21 protein-coding genes are annotated in these 18168 nt (G+C 67.2%); 10 read left to right on the top strand and 11 right to left on the bottom strand.

Annotation, left to right across the window (positions count from 1 at the left end; all coding sequences use genetic code 11):
• Positions 1-210: 210 nt before the first annotated feature.
• Complete coding sequence (locus ABZ801_RS01375; RefSeq protein WP_344941588.1) at positions 211-1029, top strand: TrmH family RNA methyltransferase; 819 nt, start codon at positions 211-213, stop codon at positions 1027-1029.
• Between the two features lie 277 nt (positions 1030-1306).
• Complete coding sequence (locus ABZ801_RS01370) at positions 1307-1663, top strand: hypothetical protein (RefSeq protein WP_344941585.1); 357 nt, start codon at positions 1307-1309, stop codon at positions 1661-1663.
• Positions 1664-2520: 857 nt separating this feature from the next.
• Here ABZ801_RS01370 and ABZ801_RS01365 read toward each other — a convergent pair.
• On the bottom strand, positions 2521-2715 hold the full coding sequence (locus ABZ801_RS01365; protein ID WP_360691217.1) for a hypothetical protein: 195 nt from the start codon (positions 2713-2715) through the stop codon (positions 2521-2523).
• 389 nt (positions 2716-3104) lie between these two features.
• Between ABZ801_RS01365 and ABZ801_RS01360 the strand changes: the two genes are divergently transcribed.
• The gene (locus tag ABZ801_RS01360) at positions 3105-4880 is read left to right on the top strand and encodes a plasmid pRiA4b ORF-3 family protein (protein ID WP_360691215.1); all 1776 of its coding nucleotides are present in this window, start codon (positions 3105-3107) and stop codon (positions 4878-4880) included.
• A 206-nt stretch (positions 4881-5086) separates the two neighbouring features.
• On the opposite strand, the gene ABZ801_RS01355 is transcribed toward ABZ801_RS01360, so the two are convergent.
• From ABZ801_RS01355 to ABZ801_RS01345, 3 genes are all read right to left on the bottom strand, one after another.
• The gene (locus ABZ801_RS01355; RefSeq protein ID WP_360691212.1) at positions 5087-5413 is read right to left on the bottom strand and encodes a DUF397 domain-containing protein; all 327 of its coding nucleotides are present in this window, start codon (positions 5411-5413) and stop codon (positions 5087-5089) included.
• A gap of 67 nt (positions 5414-5480) precedes the next feature.
• Positions 5481-5681, bottom strand: coding sequence for a DUF397 domain-containing protein (locus tag ABZ801_RS01350; protein ID WP_360691209.1), 201 nt, complete (start codon positions 5679-5681; stop codon positions 5481-5483).
• Between the two features lie 27 nt (positions 5682-5708).
• A complete protein-coding gene (locus tag ABZ801_RS01345; RefSeq protein ID WP_360691206.1) occupies positions 5709-6479 on the bottom strand; it encodes a helix-turn-helix transcriptional regulator in 771 nt (256 codons plus the stop codon).
• Between the two features lie 136 nt (positions 6480-6615).
• On the opposite strand from ABZ801_RS01345, the gene ABZ801_RS01340 reads away from it, so the two are divergent.
• A complete protein-coding gene (locus ABZ801_RS01340) occupies positions 6616-7014 on the top strand; it encodes an ATP-binding protein (protein ID WP_360691203.1) in 399 nt (132 codons plus the stop codon).
• A gap of 384 nt (positions 7015-7398) precedes the next feature.
• Here the strand turns inward: ABZ801_RS01340 and ABZ801_RS01335 are convergent, their stop codons facing one another.
• Positions 7399-8349 carry an SDR family oxidoreductase gene (locus tag ABZ801_RS01335; RefSeq protein ID WP_360691200.1) on the bottom strand — a complete coding sequence of 317 codons (951 nt, stop codon included), beginning with the start codon at positions 8347-8349 and terminating at the stop codon, positions 7399-7401.
• A 172-nt stretch (positions 8350-8521) separates the two neighbouring features.
• On the opposite strand from ABZ801_RS01335, the gene ABZ801_RS01330 reads away from it, so the two are divergent.
• The 3 genes from ABZ801_RS01330 (at position 8522) to ABZ801_RS01320 (ending at position 11534) form a co-directional block, all read left to right on the top strand.
• On the top strand, positions 8522-9064 hold the full coding sequence (locus ABZ801_RS01330) for a TetR family transcriptional regulator (protein ID WP_360691197.1): 543 nt from the start codon (positions 8522-8524) through the stop codon (positions 9062-9064).
• A 956-nt stretch (positions 9065-10020) separates the two neighbouring features.
• A complete protein-coding gene (locus ABZ801_RS01325; protein ID WP_360691194.1) occupies positions 10021-10395 on the top strand; it encodes a hypothetical protein in 375 nt (124 codons plus the stop codon).
• A gap of 695 nt (positions 10396-11090) precedes the next feature.
• The gene (locus ABZ801_RS01320; protein WP_360691191.1) at positions 11091-11534 is read left to right on the top strand and encodes a hypothetical protein; all 444 of its coding nucleotides are present in this window, start codon (positions 11091-11093) and stop codon (positions 11532-11534) included.
• Positions 11535-11949: 415 nt separating this feature from the next.
• Here ABZ801_RS01320 and ABZ801_RS01315 read toward each other — a convergent pair whose 3' ends face one another.
• The 4 genes from ABZ801_RS01315 to ABZ801_RS01300 form a co-directional block, all read right to left on the bottom strand.
• The gene (locus ABZ801_RS01315) at positions 11950-12501 is read right to left on the bottom strand and encodes a phosphatase PAP2 family protein (protein ID WP_360691188.1); all 552 of its coding nucleotides are present in this window, start codon (positions 12499-12501) and stop codon (positions 11950-11952) included.
• A 68-nt stretch (positions 12502-12569) separates the two neighbouring features.
• Positions 12570-13706: an MAB_1171c family putative transporter gene (locus ABZ801_RS01310; RefSeq protein WP_360691185.1), complete on the bottom strand. Its 1137-nt coding sequence runs from the start codon at positions 13704-13706 to the stop codon at positions 12570-12572.
• On the bottom strand, positions 13703-14182 hold the full coding sequence (locus ABZ801_RS01305) for a hypothetical protein (protein ID WP_360691182.1): 480 nt from the start codon (positions 14180-14182) through the stop codon (positions 13703-13705). The genes ABZ801_RS01310 and ABZ801_RS01305 overlap by 4 nt, the downstream gene beginning before the upstream one ends.
• 147 nt (positions 14183-14329) lie before the next feature.
• Positions 14330-14737, bottom strand: a complete 408-nt coding sequence (locus tag ABZ801_RS01300) for a helix-turn-helix domain-containing protein (RefSeq protein WP_360691179.1) — start codon at positions 14735-14737, stop codon at positions 14330-14332.
• A 367-nt stretch (positions 14738-15104) separates the two neighbouring features.
• On the opposite strand from ABZ801_RS01300, the gene ABZ801_RS01295 reads away from it, so the two are divergent.
• Positions 15105-15605 (top strand): hypothetical protein, encoded by a 501-nt coding sequence (locus tag ABZ801_RS01295; protein WP_360691176.1) that lies wholly within the window; start codon positions 15105-15107, stop codon positions 15603-15605.
• A gap of 689 nt (positions 15606-16294) precedes the next feature.
• On the opposite strand, the gene ABZ801_RS01290 is transcribed toward ABZ801_RS01295, so the two are convergent.
• A complete protein-coding gene (locus tag ABZ801_RS01290) occupies positions 16295-16771 on the bottom strand; it encodes a helix-turn-helix transcriptional regulator (RefSeq protein ID WP_360691173.1) in 477 nt (158 codons plus the stop codon).
• A gap of 227 nt (positions 16772-16998) precedes the next feature.
• On the opposite strand from ABZ801_RS01290, the gene ABZ801_RS01285 reads away from it, so the two are divergent.
• A complete protein-coding gene (locus ABZ801_RS01285) occupies positions 16999-17247 on the top strand; it encodes a helix-turn-helix transcriptional regulator (protein WP_360691170.1) in 249 nt (82 codons plus the stop codon).
• A gap of 25 nt (positions 17248-17272) precedes the next feature.
• Here the strand turns inward: ABZ801_RS01285 and ABZ801_RS01280 are convergent, their stop codons facing one another.
• On the bottom strand, positions 17273-17566 hold the full coding sequence (locus ABZ801_RS01280; protein ID WP_360691167.1) for a helix-turn-helix transcriptional regulator: 294 nt from the start codon (positions 17564-17566) through the stop codon (positions 17273-17275).
• 120 nt (positions 17567-17686) lie between these two features.
• Between ABZ801_RS01280 and ABZ801_RS01275 the strand changes: the two genes are divergently transcribed.
• On the top strand, positions 17687-18142 hold the full coding sequence (locus ABZ801_RS01275; RefSeq protein ID WP_360691164.1) for a hypothetical protein: 456 nt from the start codon (positions 17687-17689) through the stop codon (positions 18140-18142).
• Positions 18143-18168: the final 26 nt, after the last annotated feature.

Below are 18168 nucleotides of genomic sequence, written 5' to 3'. Positions count from 1 at the left end.
CGGCGAAATCCCCACCGCGAGCCCGGGAGAATTCACCTCGTGCGTGTCCTGCCGTAGCGTCGCCGGCCGTTCTCGGCAATGTCTCGGCCTGTGATTCTGCTAACCCCGCCGACCAGCCTCCGTTCGTCCCTGGCGCACATCACACGGCACCTCGTGACACGGTATGAAAGACTTGGCCACTTGAGGATCTCCGCCGAAGGACCGACCGGGTTGGACAGGGAACTGCGCGTCACACGGCGCAACGCACGATTCCAGCAGTGGCAGGCCCTGCTGTCGAACCGCACCAAGCGGCAACGGGCGGGCGAGTTCCTCGTGCAGGGCGTCCGCCCCATCACCCTCGCCGTCGAGCACGGGTGGACGATCCGCGCCCTGATCCACGACGACGCGCGCAAGCTCTCGACGTGGGCGGCCGGCATCCTCGACCGCGTTCCCGAGGCACAGCGCGTCGCCATGGCCCCCGACCTGCTCGCCGAGCTCGGCGGCAAGACCGAGGACGTCCCCGAGCTGCTGGCCGTGGTCGCCCTGCCGCCGGACGACCTGACCCGCATCCCGCCGGGCCCGTCCTTCCTCGCGCTCGTGTTCGACCGGCCGACCAGCCCGGGCAACATCGGCACGCTCGTCCGCTCGGCCGACGCGTTCGGCGGCACCGGCGTGATCATCACCGGGCACGCCGCCGACCCCTACGACCCCAAGGCGGTCCGTGCGTCCACCGGCTCGCTGTTCGCGGTGCCCACCGTCCGGGCGCGTTCCCACCGCGAGGTGCTGCGCTGGGTGGACGACCTGCGCGCGGACGGCCTGCCGGTCACCGTCGTCGGCACCGACGAGCAGGGCGCGGTGGAGATCGCCGACCAGGACCTCACCGGCCCGACCCTGCTGGTCGTCGGCAACGAGACCAGCGGCCTGAGCACCGGCTGGCGCGAGTCCTGCGACGTGACGGTCCGCATCCCGATCACCGGCTCGGCCAGCTCCCTCAACGCCGCGTCGGCCGCCACCGTCGCCCTCTACGAAACCGCCCGCCAACGCGCCTGACCGCGCCCCCCGGCTGCCCGCCCGGTTGCCGCTCCCAGGCGCGAGCATCGCGAGGCACAGGCGCCGCCCACTACAGAGTGTGTCTGCTTGCATACTCTCCGCAGCGATTTGCCGCTAAACATCCGATTTAAGGCTAGTGATCGCTTTGACGTAATCTTGCTTCTTTTTGCTGATCTGGAGGTATTTGTCCGAGATGGTGCGGGAATCCCTCTTCTCGGCGAGATGGAGCGAATTCCGCAATATCTCGTCTCGGTCGAAAACCCAGATAGGGGGAGACATGCGGAAGAACATTCGCACGGGAGTTGTCCTCGGCATCTCCGGCCTCGCGCTGAGCGGTGCCGCCGTGCTCACTCCCGCCGCCCAGGCGTCCACCGTCGGCCACACCACCGCGACGGGCCAGGCCGGCTCCACCGCCACCGCGCTGGCCTGCGGCCGCAAGCGCTGCAAGCGGTACAAGCACCACAAGCGCAGCGTGGGTGTCGTGGTGTTCAAGCGCCACTACTTCGGCCCCCTGGGTGACATCCACGAGCGCGGCGTCGGCATCAAGGGCCGTGGCACGGGCTTCGGCGGCCTCGGCTTCGGCGGCCTGGGCTTCGGTGGCTTCGGCGGTGGCTTCGGCGGCTTCGGCTTCTAGTCCCGCCGACGTGTGACGACCCTGACGGGCGTCCCGTGCGACCACGCACGGGACGCCCGTCCCGTGTTTTCAGAAGATCATCCGCACGAACGCATGCGCCCTCGATCAACTAGATAAAAGCCCCCTCCCCGACATCATCGATCTCCACCACACGGCCCAATTCTCCCCCGCCCGGAAGAGCCCCCCGTCCCCCAAAAGGATGATTCCCCCCGCGAAAAAAGCCCTGCGAAAAACCCGCCCCCCCAGAGCCACCCCACCCTGCGCAACCGCCCCCGCGTGGGCAGCCGTATCGCGGCGGGTACCCGCGCCATGGCAGCGGCGCCCTGCCGTGGGTGCCCGTGTTGCCGCGGGTAGCCGCGTGGTGGTGGGCAGGCCCGTCGTGGTGGGCAGGCGTGTCGTGGTAGCTGGTCGCGTCGTGCTGGGTGGTCGCGCTGTCGTGGGTGGCGCGTCTTGATGAGGGCGTGTTGTGCTGGGTGGCCGTGTTGGCCTGTGGAGATCGGCGCGTGCTGAGGCTCGGGGCCGCGAGTGTGTGGGGCGTGCGTGGGGGGCCTGCGGGAGGGCGGGCGTGGTGAGGTGTTCGGCTTGCTTGGCCTGTGCAGAAAACGGCGGTGTTGACGTTGGGATCCAGGGGAGTGTGCGGGGCGTGTGTGGTGTTGGCGGGTGTTGGGGAGGGCGCGGGATGGGTGATGGTGAGGTGCTCGGCTTCGTTGACGTGTGAAGAGGCCGGTGCGTGTTGAGGCTGAAGGTTGAGGGAACGTGTGCGGGGCGTGGGTAGTCGCGTTGTGGTGGAGAGGTGCGGTGGCGGCGTCGTGGGGCTTGGGTCTGGCTTTACCCGCTGACGGCCAGGGGCCTGTGGTCTAAGCGTTCTTCGAGGGGACCATCTGGTAGCCGGCATCAGCCAGTATCTGCGGCAGTGCCTGCACGGCGTCGCGGCCCTTGTCCCTGGCGTGCTCGCTCAGGTGCTGCCAGTCGGCAATGTCGGGTTGGAGCTTGCGTTCATCGTCGTGCAGGGGCCGAAGCGCCAGCCGTCGCGCTCGCGTTTCCTGATCCACCGCCGATGCTCCAGGCGCTCGGCAAGGCGGCCATGAAGGTGACCAGCTGGGGCAGCCCCGATCGTCGGCACGTACCTCGGTCCGGCGCGGTGACCGCCGTGGTGCCGCTTCAGAGCCGTGACCACATCAGAGAACCAGAACGCCCTCGCCGAAGCGGTCGCCTTCGGCGAGGGCGCTGGTCACAGCGGAGGATCGGGGATGCGAACCCCCGCATGGGCGGTAAGCCCAAGCCGCATTGGGCGGCTGCGACGCTGGACGCGCTGCGACCGCACCACAGGCGGCCGCGTGCCCCACGCCGAAACCGGCGTCGCCCGGGGGCGCTGCCTCCTAGGCTGCTGCGCATGTCGAATCGTGCCGTCGCGGATGTAGAGGGTCTTTCACCTGAACGGTTGGTCGCACAGGCACGTGCCTGTCCGGCGCTCGCCACCGCGCGGACGCTGGCCGAATGGGTTGGCACGGGGAGGGAGGTCACCGCGCGCGGGGTGCTGCGGCCCGCCGCCGCCGTCGAGGCGTGTGATCTGCTGGGCATCGAGGTGCCGTCCCGCAGGCTGCGCAGTGCTCTGGACGTCCATGAGCTGATGATGGTGTGGTCGGCGGCGGCCGCGGCCGGGTTCATCGAGGTGACCGGCGGCCGGGTGGCGGCCGGCCCGGGCCTCGGGCAGTGGCTGGAGGGAACACCGGAGAACGTCCTGGCCGTCTGGGCCTCTTGCGCGGCCCAGTCGCTGGGGCTTGCGGGTGAGGCGGAACCGGAGGATCTGGAATACCTGGTCGTACTCGCCACTCTCTATGAGCGCGGCGGCGCGGCCTCGTCGGCGGAGTTGAGCGCGGCCATCGACGAACTGGCGGGCGGCCCGCCCTTCTGCGAGTGCCCAGACTGCACGGCGCGGGGCGAGGCACCCGGCGCGGTGGCGGGGCTGTCCGACCTCGACCCGGACGAGGCGGGGGCCGAGGAGGACGCGGTGTGGGCGCTGGGCGAGTTCGGCATCGCGCAAGCGCGGGACGAGGGCGCCGAACTGACCCCGCTCGGCCACTGGTTCACCGATCTGCTCTTCCGCGTGAACGCCCCGGCGGCGGACGCCGACGCCGCGGAGCTGGTCGCCGCGCTCTCAGGGCTTCCCGACATGGTGACCGAGCTGATGGGCCGATCGTGGCTGTCGGCCCGCACTCCCGCGGCGGCCGTCCGCGAGTTGCTCGCCGCCGGTGCGGCGGCGTCGGGCCAGGAGCGCCTGACCGCCCTCGCCCTGGCGCGCGGGCGCGGCCCTGAGGCGGCGCCGGCGTGGCGCGAGTGGGCGGCCCGGGACGGGTTCGGCGCCCACGCCCGGGTCTGGCTGGCCGAGCAGGACGGTACCGAGCCGGCCGAGGCCGACGAGGCATGGGTCGCCGTGGACACGTTGACCGTCCTGCTGGACTCGTTGCCCGCCGACGTGCCCGCGAACCTGCTGCCCGCCATCCTGCGGGCCGGCGCCGGTGCCGAGCTCGCCGAGGTCCTGCCGCTGCTGGAGGGGTGCGGGCATCCGGACGCACCGCGGCTGGCCGGACTGCTGGGCGGCGACCCGGGCTCCGGCCCGGTCCCGGCTCCGATCCCGTTGCCGGTACCGGCGCCCCGCGAAGGGGGTTCTGGTGCCGCGTACCAAATAAAGGTCCAGCTGCGAGGGGTGACCAAGCCGCCGGTGTGGCGGCGTCTCCAGGTCCCCGCCGACATCAGGCTGGACCGGCTCCATGAGGTGATCCAGGCCGCGATGGGCTGGGAGAACTACCACATGCACGTGTTCTCCCACGGCTCGGGCGAGTACGGGCTCCCCGACCGCGAACTCGGGCATCGCGACGAGCGAAAGGTGGCGCTGTCGCAGCTGCTCACCCTCGCGGGCGACAGGATCGGCTACACCTACGACTTCGGCGACGGCTGGGAGCACGACATCGTCCTGGAGGAGGTCCTGCCGCCCGGCACCGAGGTCGCCGATCCGTGCTGCACCGCCGGCAAAGGGGCGTGCCCGCCCGAAGACTGCGGTGGCGTCTGGGGATACGAGGAGCTGAAGGCCACACTGGCTGACCCGGACGCCGAGGACCACGAGGACATGCTCGAATGGCTCGGCCTGGACTCGGGCGACGACTTCGACCCGAAGGAATTCTCCCTCGCGGAGGTCAACCGCAGGCTCCGCCACTGACCCGGCAGGCGAGCAGACCGGCGGACGGACGATCGGGCGTCGGCCCGGCGGCCGTGCGCACGGACCGGGAGGCCCGGACGTTCCTCGTGAACGGGCCGGGGGCCATGCTTCCGGGGACGCGGCGGTGCGCGGCGGGCCGTCCGGGATGGGGTGGACGGACCCGCCGCGACTCAGCGTTACGTGAGCGGGGGACGACCGTGAGCCGGTCAGCGGGTTGTGAGGGCCGAGTTCACGGCGGTGCGCAGTGCCGCGCGGGTCAGCAGGAGAACGGGACCGTCCGGATCCTTGCTGTCCCGCACCGCCACCGCGTCGGCCACCGCCCCACCCGCGTCCGCCAACTCGACACAGTCCCCGCCGTTGGAGCCGCTGCGGCTACTTTTGCGCCACGCGAGCCCCGCCAGCTCGACGCAGTCCCCGCCGTTTTCGCCGCTGTAGCTGCTCTTGCGCCAGGAGAGCCCCGCAAGTTCGACGCAGTTGCCGCCGTTTTCGCCGCTGCGGCTCGCCTTGCGCCAGGTGACGTTCGTCAGGTCCATTTTTCCTCGGCCACCTTCCTGATCAGTCCACGCGACAGCTGTTGCGTGAGGGGGCGGCGTGAGTTGGTCAGCGGATCGTGGGGGCGGAGTTCACGGCGGTGCGCAGTGCCGCGCGGGTCAGTAGGAGGACGGGACCGTCCGGGTCCTTGCTGTCCCGCACCGCCACCGCGTCGGCTACTGCCCCGGCAGCGTCCGCCAGCTCGATGCAGTTCCCACCGTTGGAGCCGCTGTAGCTGCTCTTGCGCCAAGCGACGTCTCTCAGGTCCATTTTTCTTTGATGACCCTTTCGATCAGGTCACGCGACATCGGTTGCGTGAGTGCCCGTGAACGGAGGTCGACCAGGGTGCGCCAGAGTGGATAGTTCGGCGGGGTTGTCCGTCGTGATGCCGCGGATCGCCGTCTCGACGTACGCTACCTCGCTGCGATCCTCCATCGTCGCGACCACGAAAGCCCCCATGTTGCCGTCATGTTCGCCGCTTCCCAAGACTACTTGAAGCGTGACATTGGGCAACCTGCTGATAGCAATCAGATGCTCCAGTTGTTCCTTCATGATTTCGGGGGTGCCGACGGCGCGATGAAGCGCCTGTTCGTCGATAAGCAGGACGATGGTTGGTGCGACCGTTGTGCCCTCCGGAGCGAGGATGGCCTGCCGCTGGAGCCGTGCGTCAGCAGCCTCCTGGTTCCCGTGGAGGATCGCCAGGGCGTAGGTCGGGGTCTGCGCCAGACCGGGAATCACCGAGTGCTCGTAGCACACGAGCATGGCTGCGTCTGCCTCGACCTGGGGCCAGTCGAACCAGATCGGTACTGGGTGCCCGTCCTTATTGAGGTCCTCCCATAAACTGATGAGAGAGCCGTCTGCTTCCAGGTACTCGTCCACGGCTACGACGAACGCTCGTGTGGCGCGCTTCTTCCCGTTCTCGATTCGGCTGACCTGGGGACCGCTCACCTTCGTCAGATGAGCGATGGCCTCCTGCTTGACGTCCTTGGCCTCGCGTAGCCGTCGCATCTGACGGCCGAAAGCAACGAGGGCGGGGGACTCTCGGGGGCGTTGGCGTCGTGGGGGCATGGCTCCTATTTCTCGGGAGGTATATGTCGGGCGGGGCTTCGTGTCTACCGTCATCTGCCACCTTGGAGCGGTAGACACATCGTAACCCCAAAGTAGCGCACTGTGTGTTGAAGGAAACACACAGTGAGGAGAGGTCATGGGCGAGGTGGCATGCCACGAAAACGAGATGGTGGTGAAGCAGGACCTCAAGGTCGTCGCGGAGGTGCGGCGGTTCGTGCAGCTGTTCACCGGTCAGTGGGACACGGACGACTTCGTGCCCTGCCTGGTGGCGAGCGAGCTGGTCACCAACGCCCTGCTCTACGCGTCCGCGTCGGACGGCGACGTGACGTTTCGGATCGCACGCACGGACGACGGCGCGCTGTGGATGGAGGTCCAGGACGCGACATGCGACCTCCCGCACATGCAGGAGACCGACACGATCAGCGAGGCGGGCCGGGGCCTGTTCATCGTGGACCAGTTCTGCCGCTGCTGGGGCGTCCGCCCAATCGCCGGCGACGTGGGAAAGGTCGTCTTCGCGGTCCTCGACACGGCATGAAGACCAGCGAGGGGCGGCCCCCCGTCCGCCCCTCTGCCACCTACCGGCCGGACTCACACCCCCTGCCGAGTCCCGCACCAACCGGATATCCCGGAACGCGACAGGGGGCTTCGTCCAAAATCTGATCTTGGACGAAGCACCTGTCAGGTGGCGGAGGATCGGGCACCAGAGAGCCTGCTGGACGGTTTCGAACTTACCCGGAGGGCTCAGATACGCGATCACTCTCCGTGCAGATTGTTCCGCGTCGGCCCCGTTGGACCCACACCTATACGAGCCGATGTGATGGCGAAGAAGGGTCATCCCAATCTTGTCGTTGCGGTGGCATCGCTCAACGGCAGATGAGGATGTCACGTAGACGATTGGATTGCGCGCGCCATGCGAGGCTCAGGTGTCGTGGTGCTTGAACCAGATCTTTTCGGCGCGGGCGCTGGCCTGGGGTGTGAAGTAGTCGCCGGTCTTGAGGTCTTCGAGCAAGGTTGCGTGTATGGGTGTCCAGCCCAGGAGCTTCTGGGTGTGCACGCTGGAGACGGGCACGTCGAGAGAGAAGAATCTGGCCAGGAACGGGTTCCCGAGATGCTCGGCGGCCTGCGCCGGGGTCAGCGAGGCGGTGGGGATGTCGAGCATCTGCGCGACCTGTTCGGCGATGCTCTTGATCGTGACGGCGCTTTCGCCGACGCCGTGCAGCACCGTGCCGGCGGGGGCCTTCTCCAGCGCCAGCCGGAAGAGGCTCGCGGCGTCGAAACGGTGGACGGCCGGCCAGCGGTTGGCGCCGTCACCGATGTAGGCCGAGACGCCCGTCCTGCGCGCGGCCGCGATGAGAGCCGGGATGAACCCGTGGTCGCCGGGGCCGTGCACGGTCGGCGCGAGCCGCACCACGCTGGCTCGGACTCCCTGATCGGCGAAGCCCAGACAGCTCTGCTCGCCCGGGATGCGGAAGGCGGCGGCCGAAGCGGGATCCGGCGCGTCCTGTTCGGCGGCGACCCGCCCGGGCCTCATCACCAGCGTGCCGGACGTGCTGACGAGCGGCTTGCCGGACCCGGCCAGTGCCTGGCCGAGCGCCTCGATCGCGGCGCAGTCGCGGCGGATGAGGGCGTCCGGATCGGCGAAATCACCGCCGTAGGCCATGTGCAGGACGCCGTCGGCCGATTCGGCACCGCGGCGCAGGCTGTCCAGGTCGTCCAGGGAGCCTCGGTGCGGTGTGGCGGACAGCGACTCCAGCCGAGCGGCGGCGGCGTCCGAGCGGGCCAGGCCGGTGACGGTATGGCCGGCTGCGACGAGCTCGGCGACGACGGCGGGGCCGGTCTGGCCGGTACCGCCGGTGACGAAGACATGCATGGAACCCTCCCCGGTAACGCCAGCGACTGGCGCTAAGTAGCGCCAGTCGCTGACTCTACACCGTAGTGTCAGTCAATGGCGTTACATGCCGCCAGTCACTGACACGTTGCGATAGCCTTCATGGGTGCCACGCAGCGGAGCAGAAGCGCGTCGCCGCCTTCGGCAGGCGGCTGTGGAGCTGTATCAGGAACGCGGGTTCGACCAGACCACGGCGGCGGAGATCGCCGCCCGGGCCGGGGTCAACGAGCGCACCTTCTTCCGGCACTTCCCGGACAAGCGTGAGGTGCTCTTCGACGGCGAAGCCGACCTGCGCACGGCGCTGATGCAGGCGGTCGCCGAAGCGCCCGAGGGGCTGGAGCCGTTCGAGGTACTGCTGCGCGCCTTCAGAGAATCCGCGCGGGCTCTTGAGGACAACCGCTCGTTCTCCGAACCACGGTGGAAAGTCATCGCGGTCACCCCGGCACTCCGCGAACGCGAGTTGGCCAAGCACGCGATGCTCACCGACGCCGTGGCCGAGGCGCTGCGGCAGCGCGGTGTCAGTGACGGGCTGGCCGACCTGGCTGCCCGGACCGGCTGGGCCGCCTTCCAGCACGCGGTCGACGCCTGGGCCGACGACCCCGCGCCGGGTCTGGACGCGCATCTCTGCCGAGCCTTCGACGATCTACGCGCGCTCTCTACGGCCGTCCCACCGACACCGGCGAGCCCCGAACACTGATACGGCCCGCCTGCGGTCACCCGGACGTGGCAACCACCAAGTCCGAAGCAGGCGAGCGAACCGTCACCCTCGTACCCTCGCCGTCCTTCGCTCATGGCGTACTCACCAGAAGGAAGAGAACCTCGCAGTCAGTCCTGAAGCGTGGGTGGACTCCGGAAGAGTCTTGACCCGTGAAGACCGTTCCGTTGTAGCGCTCGATCAGGACGTCGAAGCGCTGTGAGATCCACTCGGGCCTCAACGCGCGATCCGGCGGCGGTCACCTCGAAGAAGAGTGGCCGCTCGATCGAGTAGTACGGCGCTATCGCGTCAGCCTGCGGACGGCCCAAGCAGCCATCGACGGCGGACCGCTCCCGCCGACCAGGTTCCACGACCTGCGCCACGGCGCGGCGACGCTGAGACTCCTCGGCAAGGTCGAAGGTGATCAGCGCGACGTTCGGCCACTCTCGGTCATCGTTCACGGCGGACACCTACGCCTCGGTCCGGCCGCGGCTGAGGCGATGGCCGCCGTGGTGCCGCTGCGACGTGATGGTCGCACGATGGCCACACCAAACACCGAAACGCCTCCGCCGGGGGTGCTCACCCTCGGCGGAGGCGCTGGACAGTGGCGGAGGATCGGGGATTTGAACCCCGGATGGGCGGTAAGCCCAAACCGCATTAGCAGACCGATAAGTCTTATGAGGGCACGTGGGGCTGTCTGATGTTTTGGCAGGTCAGAGCAGCCTTTATGGCGCTGACTGTGAGGGCTGGTGTGGCCCGATGAGAGCTGGTGAGGCGCCGATTGTGCCAACAATGTGCCAACCGGCACCACGGCTCTGATGGGTGAATCCGGATATTATCCCGAGAACCGCAGGCGACAATGCGGTTAGCATATAGCCTTACGAGGCTGGGCTGAGCCTGGAGCAATGAGCGTGGCGAATCGCGTCGCGTCTGTTGCTCGGACGGGGACGGTGAGGTCAATGGGCGGAGTGCTTGAGCCTACGCCAGCGATGGGGCCCTACGGGGTCGAGGTCCGGCGCGAGTCCTTCTACCTGGGTGGGCCGAGCGGCCGGATGGTGGTGGAGACCGAACGATGGAGCGTCCCGCAGGACGACGTGTCGGCTGTGTTCGCCGCTCTGGAGCAGGTGGTCAGCCACCGTGCCTACCGGGAGGCCGGCCTGAACGGGCAGGGACGCCCCTTCGAGGTCTCGCGTGCGGATGATCGCGTCACTGTGGTGGGCCCGGGTGCTCTCTATCCGTGCGACCACGACGAGCCATGCCCCTACAGCACGGTTGAGCTGGAGTACCGCGACGTAAGCGAGCTGATGCGTGCGCTTCAGGAGGCAGGGACCTAGCTTCGCCCCTCCTCATGCGACTCCGCGAGTGGCTGGTTGGTGGAGGTGCGGCCTTCTTTTTCAACTCTCCGAAGTTCGTCCTGAGGCGTCTGGGGCTGGGCTAGAGTGAGACCGCTCGCCACAGAGGTACCCCGACCCGTGCTCAAGTGTCCGGCGCGGTTTGGTGGCGTGGCGAGCGAGCCGCCTCAGCCTCGGTGGGGCGCCTCCACCGGTCTACCACACCGATACTCCCACCCACGAGCTAACTTAAAACGATCGCTGAGATCCACTCCAGGCGGCGGACTCGGCTCATCAGGCAACGTCCTGGTCGAGCTGAGGTTCCCCTGCCCTTTCTCGACCGGGAGAAAGGGCAAAAAACGTGGAGCGCAAGGTCCGGATCTCTCTCGTGGCCAACGCTGTACAATTCGCACTGATCATCGGACTCGTCGCTGGGATTCTTACCAAAGCCGACGACGGTTCTACGTATGAGGCCATCAAGGTCGGAGGCGCGGCGCTCGGCGCCTCCATCCCTGTGATCCTTTCTCTGATGTGGGCGGCTGGCTTGTTTCCGAGGGACGACCGTGAGTCTCCGCAGTAGCGAGCTCCTTACGTGCCGGTGATGCGGCCCACCGCCGTGTCGTCCGGCGAGCAGTCGGGTGATGACTGCGCTGCTATCGTGATGTTGTCGCGACCCGGATGTATCGAGAAGGAGCGTGGTGGGCGTCCAGCAGCAGCCCCCGGATGATGCGGTCGCTCGGTGGTGGACTGTTGAAGACATCGCCGACCACTGTGACGTCTCGGTGGTGACCGTCTATCGGTGGCGCTCGCAAGGTGATCTGCCACAGCCGCGCGACCCGTCCGCTCGCCCGATGACGTGGGATCCGCAGGTCATTCGCGACTGGGCCAAGCAGTGGTTCCGGCAGCACCGTGAACCAGAGGAGTCGCGCGAGAGCCCGCTGTGGGGCGTCGATGAGGTCGCCGACTACTTGGGCGTCAAGCCGGTGAGCGTGCATCGGTACAAGTCCCGTGGCGACATGCCTGAACCAACTCGCTACTTCGGCCGGTCTCCCGCGTGGAAGCCGGAGGTCATCATCGAGTGGGTCAAGGAACGGCCGAGCGGTAACTGGAAACAGCGCCGTAGCCGGCAACGCAGCGGCTGAACCGACGCCTCGGTTCGGTGACGTCTGGCTGCTCGCCCCCGCGAGTGGATGGATAGACCACAGTTTCGGACGCTGCGCTGTGCCTGGCTGGCATGTCCTAAAGATCCAGTTTGGGTTGGTTTCTTGGCGGTATGGGCCCTGGTGGTGGGCGGGCCGCGCCTGCGGACCCGTAAGGGGGCGCCGACAGCAGGAGGTCGCTCATGCTGGTCGTGGCATTGGTCTTTCCCGTGGTGGCCTTGATCGGCTTGCTGCTGATGCAGCGACTGGAAGCGGCACTCTTGCCTGGCTCGTCGGCATCCCGTTCCAGGGCATCTACCACGAACGAGGCGCGACGCCTACGCCCATCCTGGGAAGAGGCATCCCCGGCGCCGGACTACTCGTCTTCGTCGCCGAGGTCCTCACGCGCTCGGATTGGTTAGGCAAGGAGAGAGAAGACCAGGATCGCTGCTCCGCCACCGATCGGTGCTCCGGCGATGACCTGTGCGGGCGTGTGGTCGTTCAAGTGGACGCGGGACCAGGCGATGAGTGCGACAAGCGCCCAGCCCAGATGAAGGAGGGGGCCGTAGGTCAACGTAAGGATGCCGACCGTGGCTGTGGCGACTCCGGCGTGGAAGCTGATCTTCCACTTCAGGGTGATCGGTACGGCGACGGCCAGGCCCGCGAGCATCGCGGCCATCACTGCGAAGACCTGGGTGGGTGCGTTGGCCAGGCGGAAGACGGTGAGGCCGAGGATGACCAGGGCTGCGGCGGCGAGCAGGGGGCGGATGCGGTGGGATCGCTCGGTGAGGTGGTGGTCGCTGTAGTTGCCTGATCGTGTTCCTCGGGTGATCAGTGCCATGGGTCCCAGCGAGGCGCATACCGAGCCCGTGAGGCCCCATGCGATTCCGGCCCAGCCGGCGGCGTGAGCGCCGACGGCGAGGAACAGCGCGATGATAAGGACCCAGGGTGCGCCGACCTCGGTAGCCACTCGTGCGAGACGGTAACTGGCTGTGGTGGACGGGCGGGGCGTCGTGGTCTGAGCGGTGGGGGCTGTGGTCATCTCGTGTGGAGTGTCGATTCGGAGAAGGCGATGTGAGCGGGGGGATTGACGAAGGCGCGAGCGATGCGTGCGAGTCGGGCTGCTTCGGCCTCCAGGTCCGTGGTGCTTGCCCATGTGGGGCGGTCAGTGTGGAGAGCGGCGGGGGGCTCCCCGTTGGCGCGAGCTTGGAGCGCTTGGTAGATGACGAGTGCTTCCACGGCCGCGCAGTCATGCTCGTGGATCATTCCTGCGTGAGTGGCGGCGCGGTGGAGTGGATCGCTCCAGGGACGGAGACGCAGGAGCCCGTCGTGGATCTCCACGACTCGCCGGTCGAGGCGTTCACGGCGGTCGCTGACGTCTACGTTGAGCTGTACTTCAGGGAATGCGTTGGAGAGAGCCTTGTGGAGCGGTGCGATCCGCTGGTAGAGGACGGCGCGCCGGACCGCGGCTGAGAGCGATGGCGCCCAGGACCCCAGGGTGGTGCCGATCGTCAGCAGCAAGGCGCAGGCGAGACCCAGCGTTGGGCCGATGATGCTTTCGGTGCCGAGGGTGTGGCCGTTGTGATGCGCGGCGACCACGGCTGTCTTGTAAAGGCTGTAGGCGACACCGAAGGCCGCGCCGGTGACGACCAGCTTCATGCCGGCGCGTAGCCATCCGGTGGTACGGGTGGTGTACCGGATGCCGCTGACCATCGTTACGGACATGGTCACCCCGAGGCTGACCAGATAGATCATCAGGTACGCGGTGACGTCACCTCGGGTGGCGTAGACGTCGACGAAGTCGTCATGGTCGGGCGTCCCGAGGATCAAAGTCGCCATGACAGCGGAGGACACCGCGATGACGGAGACGTGGGGTGCTTTGCGGGGAGGCTCGTCGTCGGGCCGCCGGGCGAAGCACGCCAGCATGATGTTCAGTCCGGCCGCGGCGGCGAGGGTGAGGGTGTGGCCTGCCCATCGGGCGATGCAGGGTATCCCGATGGCCTTGTCGATCAGTGGTCGGGTGCCGTTTGCGAGCAGCAGGAACGCGGCTGCTATGAGGAAGAGTGTTGCGGTGAACGCGCGCAATGCCGGAGAGGGTGTGGCTCTGCAGCGCCGGGCGGTGTAGATACCTGCGGCCGTGATGAGCGCTGCGGCCAGGTAGTAGGCGACGCTCACCCTTGCCCCCAGGTAGCGCGCAGGTGATGAAGCGCATCGTTCGGTGCTGGGGGAGGTACGGCCTTGGTCTGGGCCAACACCACGGTGGCGAACAGTTCCGCTTCCGTCTCGTCGATGGAGTCGAACACTGTTCGGGCGCAGAGCATGAGCTTGGTTGTCTTTGGGGACACGTGCGTCAAGGTTGAGCCTAGGAGCCGGGCGAGCAGGGCCGGGTCCGCTTGGTATCGCGGGCTATGGCCTAGGACATGGTGGCCGATCTCGTGCATGACGATGTGGTCGCGGTGGAGACCGGTGGTCTGGACGTACCAGATGTAATCGGTGTTTCCGGAGGACAGCGTCAGCCCAGAGATCTTCTCGTCTAGGGCGGGGGTGGGGATGAGCCGTGTAGTTCGGCCTCGTTGGCGGTCCCAGCGGCGGCAGAACTCTGTGAGGTCCCAGGGGGTGGGGATGCCGAGCTCGTCAAGGAACTGGGCCACGCGCATCCTGAGGAGCTGTTGAGCGTGCTGCATTCAGGTTTCTCTCCGGGAGGACGCCGATCGCTGGTGATCATCCCGAGGGAGAAGTATGTACGTGAAGCCCGTTCTATACCAAACGGGCTCTGTCAGTGCAGGAGAGGAGAAGAGTCAGGTAGCGCGGCGCTGCTGCTCCATCCGAGCGGTTGAGAGGATCATCTCGGCGATGTGCTGCTGTCCCTCGGGGGTCATGGCTGCGAGGGTGCGGAGGTGCCCGCTGCCGAGGCCGGTGTCGCGGATCAGCTTGACCAGCTCCAGTTCTTCCATAACGGCCTGGGCTTTGCTGTCGTCGGAGAAGTACGTGACGGGTACTCCGAAGAACTCTGCGATGGCCTTCAGGGTGCTGAACTGGGGGTCGGCGGTCTGCCCGGTGCGAAGCTTCCACAGCGCCGTGCGGGTGATGGAGACGCCTGTCTGTTGCGTGATCGCCTGAGCGGCCTCTTCGTAAGAGTAGGGGCCCCTGCCGGCGGGGTGGACGGTCTTGAAGAGGTAGTCAAGTCGTTCGGCAAGTGTGTTCACGCGCGGAGCCTTTCCGGGGCGGTGGCAGGCTGGTCGGACTCGGCTGGGAAGCGCCACGCATGTACTGAGACTATCGCGTCATCTACAGATGACGAAGCTCCCGGGCGGCCAAGCGATCACCATAGATCGACTCATAGTAACTGACTGTCACCACTGCGGGTCCTAGTTCCAAGATTGGTCGCCCTCTGTGGTTGTGGCGTGCTCCTAGCGCAGATGGAGGCTTGGGGTGCAGCGCTACCGGACTGAGGGCGAGTAAGGTGGATCACCTCTTGCGGATCTTCATGACACGGGCATCATCTATGGTTGACGCCTGGGGTCACCTGCTTGCTTCGTCCGTCCGGCAGGGCGGTGCCAGATGGGACTTGTTATGAACGATCTTCAGGTCTTGCAGTGTGGTGACGTGACGCATCCGGAGGTGCAGCGAGACTGCAAGCTGATGCCGAGAACGTGCGGGAAGGACCGCAGGGTGCTGCCCGAATGGGCGCTGCGGGAATGGGAGGCGTCCCTTGAGAGACGCGAGGAGGCGCTGAGGGCGCGTGAGCGCGCGGTCGAGGAGAAGACACGGGACCTCAACGCCCGCGAGTGCGTCGTCATCGAGGCTGAAACCCAGATGGTTGACCTTGTGCGGATGGTGGCCGCCGTGGCGTTTCGGCGGGGCGCCGAGGAAGCACATGACCAGGGCGTCTCGCGCGATGCGATCGGGGCGGCCCTCGCTCTTCCGGCAGGGTTGCCGCCCGTGCCGGTGGATGTACGGGCATGTGGCTACACCGCGACCGCCCGCGTCATCCCGGGCAAGGACGTCAGCCCGGCGAAGGTGCTGGAGTCGCTGGTGAACGCCATCGACCGTATCGAGCAGCCCAGTGAATGACCCCACGCCTCTCCCGGCACGCACTATGGCCTCGCTGGATGGGGTTGCGTCGGTAGCGTTCACGGGCTCGGATGGTCGCGTCCACTTGGCGATATCCGAGGACCTGGCGCCGGACGAGGCGCATCGCGAGGCTGTCGCTCTGCTGCGTCAGCGCCGCTTGGCCCGCAAGCGGATATCCCGCTTGAGCAGGGGCGTAGCGACGGTCGCTGTGGCGGTGGTGGTCGTGGTCGTCACGGCCTGGTCGTCTGGCGCGGGAGAGATGTTCAAGGTGATCTTTGGGGACCCTCCACCCTTGCACGACTCTGCGGCGGTGGAGTTGCGTCCGGTGATGCCGCGAGTTGATCCAGCCAGTTCGCATGGCGCCATGCCATCACGCCGGCCCTTCGACCCGCAGATCCCGGTCACGCGGTCGGCCAGCCCTGACAACAGCACCGCCCCCGCTGATCCGGTGATTCCCCCGGCCAGTGTTCCGTCCCCGCGCCCCTGTACTCCGCCGAACCCGAGTAGTACACCGTCGCCGGAACCGGGAAGCACGCCGGTTGAGAGCCCCCCAGCAACAGCAGTGCCTGTCACTGAACCGACGACCACACCGACGGCCGAGCCCACGCCTACACCCGAGCAAGATCCAGTGCTGTCGGCTGAGCAGAACGAAGTGCAGCCGGTGTGCTGATCGATGACCGAGGTGAGAGCTATGCAGACCGGCGGCTGCGCGATGCGGTGGTGTCCTCGCGGCTGAGCATGCGTCGGGCCTCGCGTCGCAGGGTTTCGATCACCGCTTTGCGGGCCTGCCATGGGAGGTTCATGGCCCAGATCGTTGCTTCGTTGGCGTCCCGTAGGCCGCCCGGAAGTACCTGATCTGGACTCGGGTCCGGCGCGTCGGTCGGCGGTTCTTCCGGAACGTCGAGCTCGCACTCCGTGACGACCCCTGCGGCAAGGAAGACCTCTCGCCTCGGTATGCCCAGCTGGTCGGCGATGAGTCTCAGCGTCTCGGGCTTGGGGATCGCACCTGCGGCAAAGATCCTGCTGATGGTGGCGCGGTGGACACCGATCTGCCGCGCCAGAAGGGAAGGACCTCCGGCGCGGAGCCCGTCCATCCTGTAGCCCCGCGCGACCATCTGCTCACGGAGCCAGTGCGCAAAGTCTTGATGTCCTGGTGTTGCGTCCACGCGCGAAACCTTACCTTGCCACTTGGCAAGCTAGGCGGCTCATGGTCCGATAGCGGCCACGTTCGCGTGGCGTCCCCGGTGGTCTGAAGCGCCCGGGAGCTGGCGAGGAGCTGACATGCGCTTGGGGGCGGCCACAGGCATCATCACATTTCGCAATCGCGCGAATACCTAGTTGCGCAACGCGGGATTTGTTGCGTCGGCGCATCAAGTCGGGCTATGTTGCTCGCATGATCTCCGAGCCCGGTTGGGATGCCGTCCTACGGCGCGATCGGTACGAACTCTGCTGCAAGCGTGCGGGGCTGGAAACCGAGGCGGATCAGGCTCGCGCGATCGGAGTCTCAGCCAGCTACCTCAATCGCCTCCTGTCGGGAGAGCGTCACCTGAACCGCTTCTTCATTGCTGGAGCGCTTCGCACGTTCGGATGCGCGTTCGAGGACCTGTTCGAGGTGCGGCCGCGGCGACAGGAGGCCGCGTGACATCGGAACGGGGTCAGCGTGAGGCTCAGCGCACACCGAGGCGGCGGCCCAACTCGGCCAGCAACTCGCCAGAGGGCACTTCGCTCAGGGGCTGCGGGAGCGCGGTGGTGCCGGCTTCCTCCTCGGTCAGGAATCCGGCCGCGACGAACGCTTCGAGCACGGGACGGTTGTAGGTGCGCGCGAACGTGGCGACGGTTTCGGGCTTGGGAGTTCGCGTCTTCCAGGCGTTGACGCCGGCCTGGGATAGCCCGGTGCGCTCAGCGATCTTGGTCTGGTTGTCGCCGTTGGCGATTCGCTCCACATAGGCCCACCACGACATGCGGCCAGTGTAGGCGATCGGTATCACTCCTGTGATGGCAACTATCACCCCTGTGTTGACAACTATCGCGATAATGATATTGTCTTAGCTATAGCAATAGCCGCTGGGAGGAACACCCCCATGCCGACAGAACACTGCGTTCTGATCTACCGCCATGGCCGGGCCTCCGGTGAGGAGCCGGAGCAGGAGCCTGCCGAGGATGCTGAGGCCGCGGCGCGACGAGTCTTCGAACTCGCGGCCGATGGAATCAACGCGGAAGCGGTCTACCGCCACGTCGAACCATGGACCCGCGACCGGCACGCCGAGACCACGCTGGCGGAACTTCAAGTGGAAGAAGTCCAGAGGATCGTGCGCGAGTACGCCGAAGGCGAGCGCGATCTGGTGGACGCTTCCGACTGCCTGCGCCGCTATTCCCCGTCCATGAGCGTGACGGTGCGCGCCTACTGGATCCGTGAGCTCGCCGCTCTCCTCAGGCTGGCCAACATCATGCCCGAGTCCGTGGAGTGGATCACGAGTCGCATCCAGACCGCCACGGAGGTCCTGGCGGGTCACCTTCACCCGAACCAGTCCTGCTGAGCCGCGGGTCCGCTCCCTGGCCGGAG

The sequence above is a fragment of the Actinomadura sp. NPDC047616 genome (assembly GCF_040642915.1).
Classification (GTDB): Bacteria; Actinomycetota; Actinomycetes; order Streptosporangiales; family Streptosporangiaceae; genus Spirillospora; species Spirillospora miaoliensis.
This window is presented reverse-complemented; position numbering and strand designations above follow the sequence as displayed.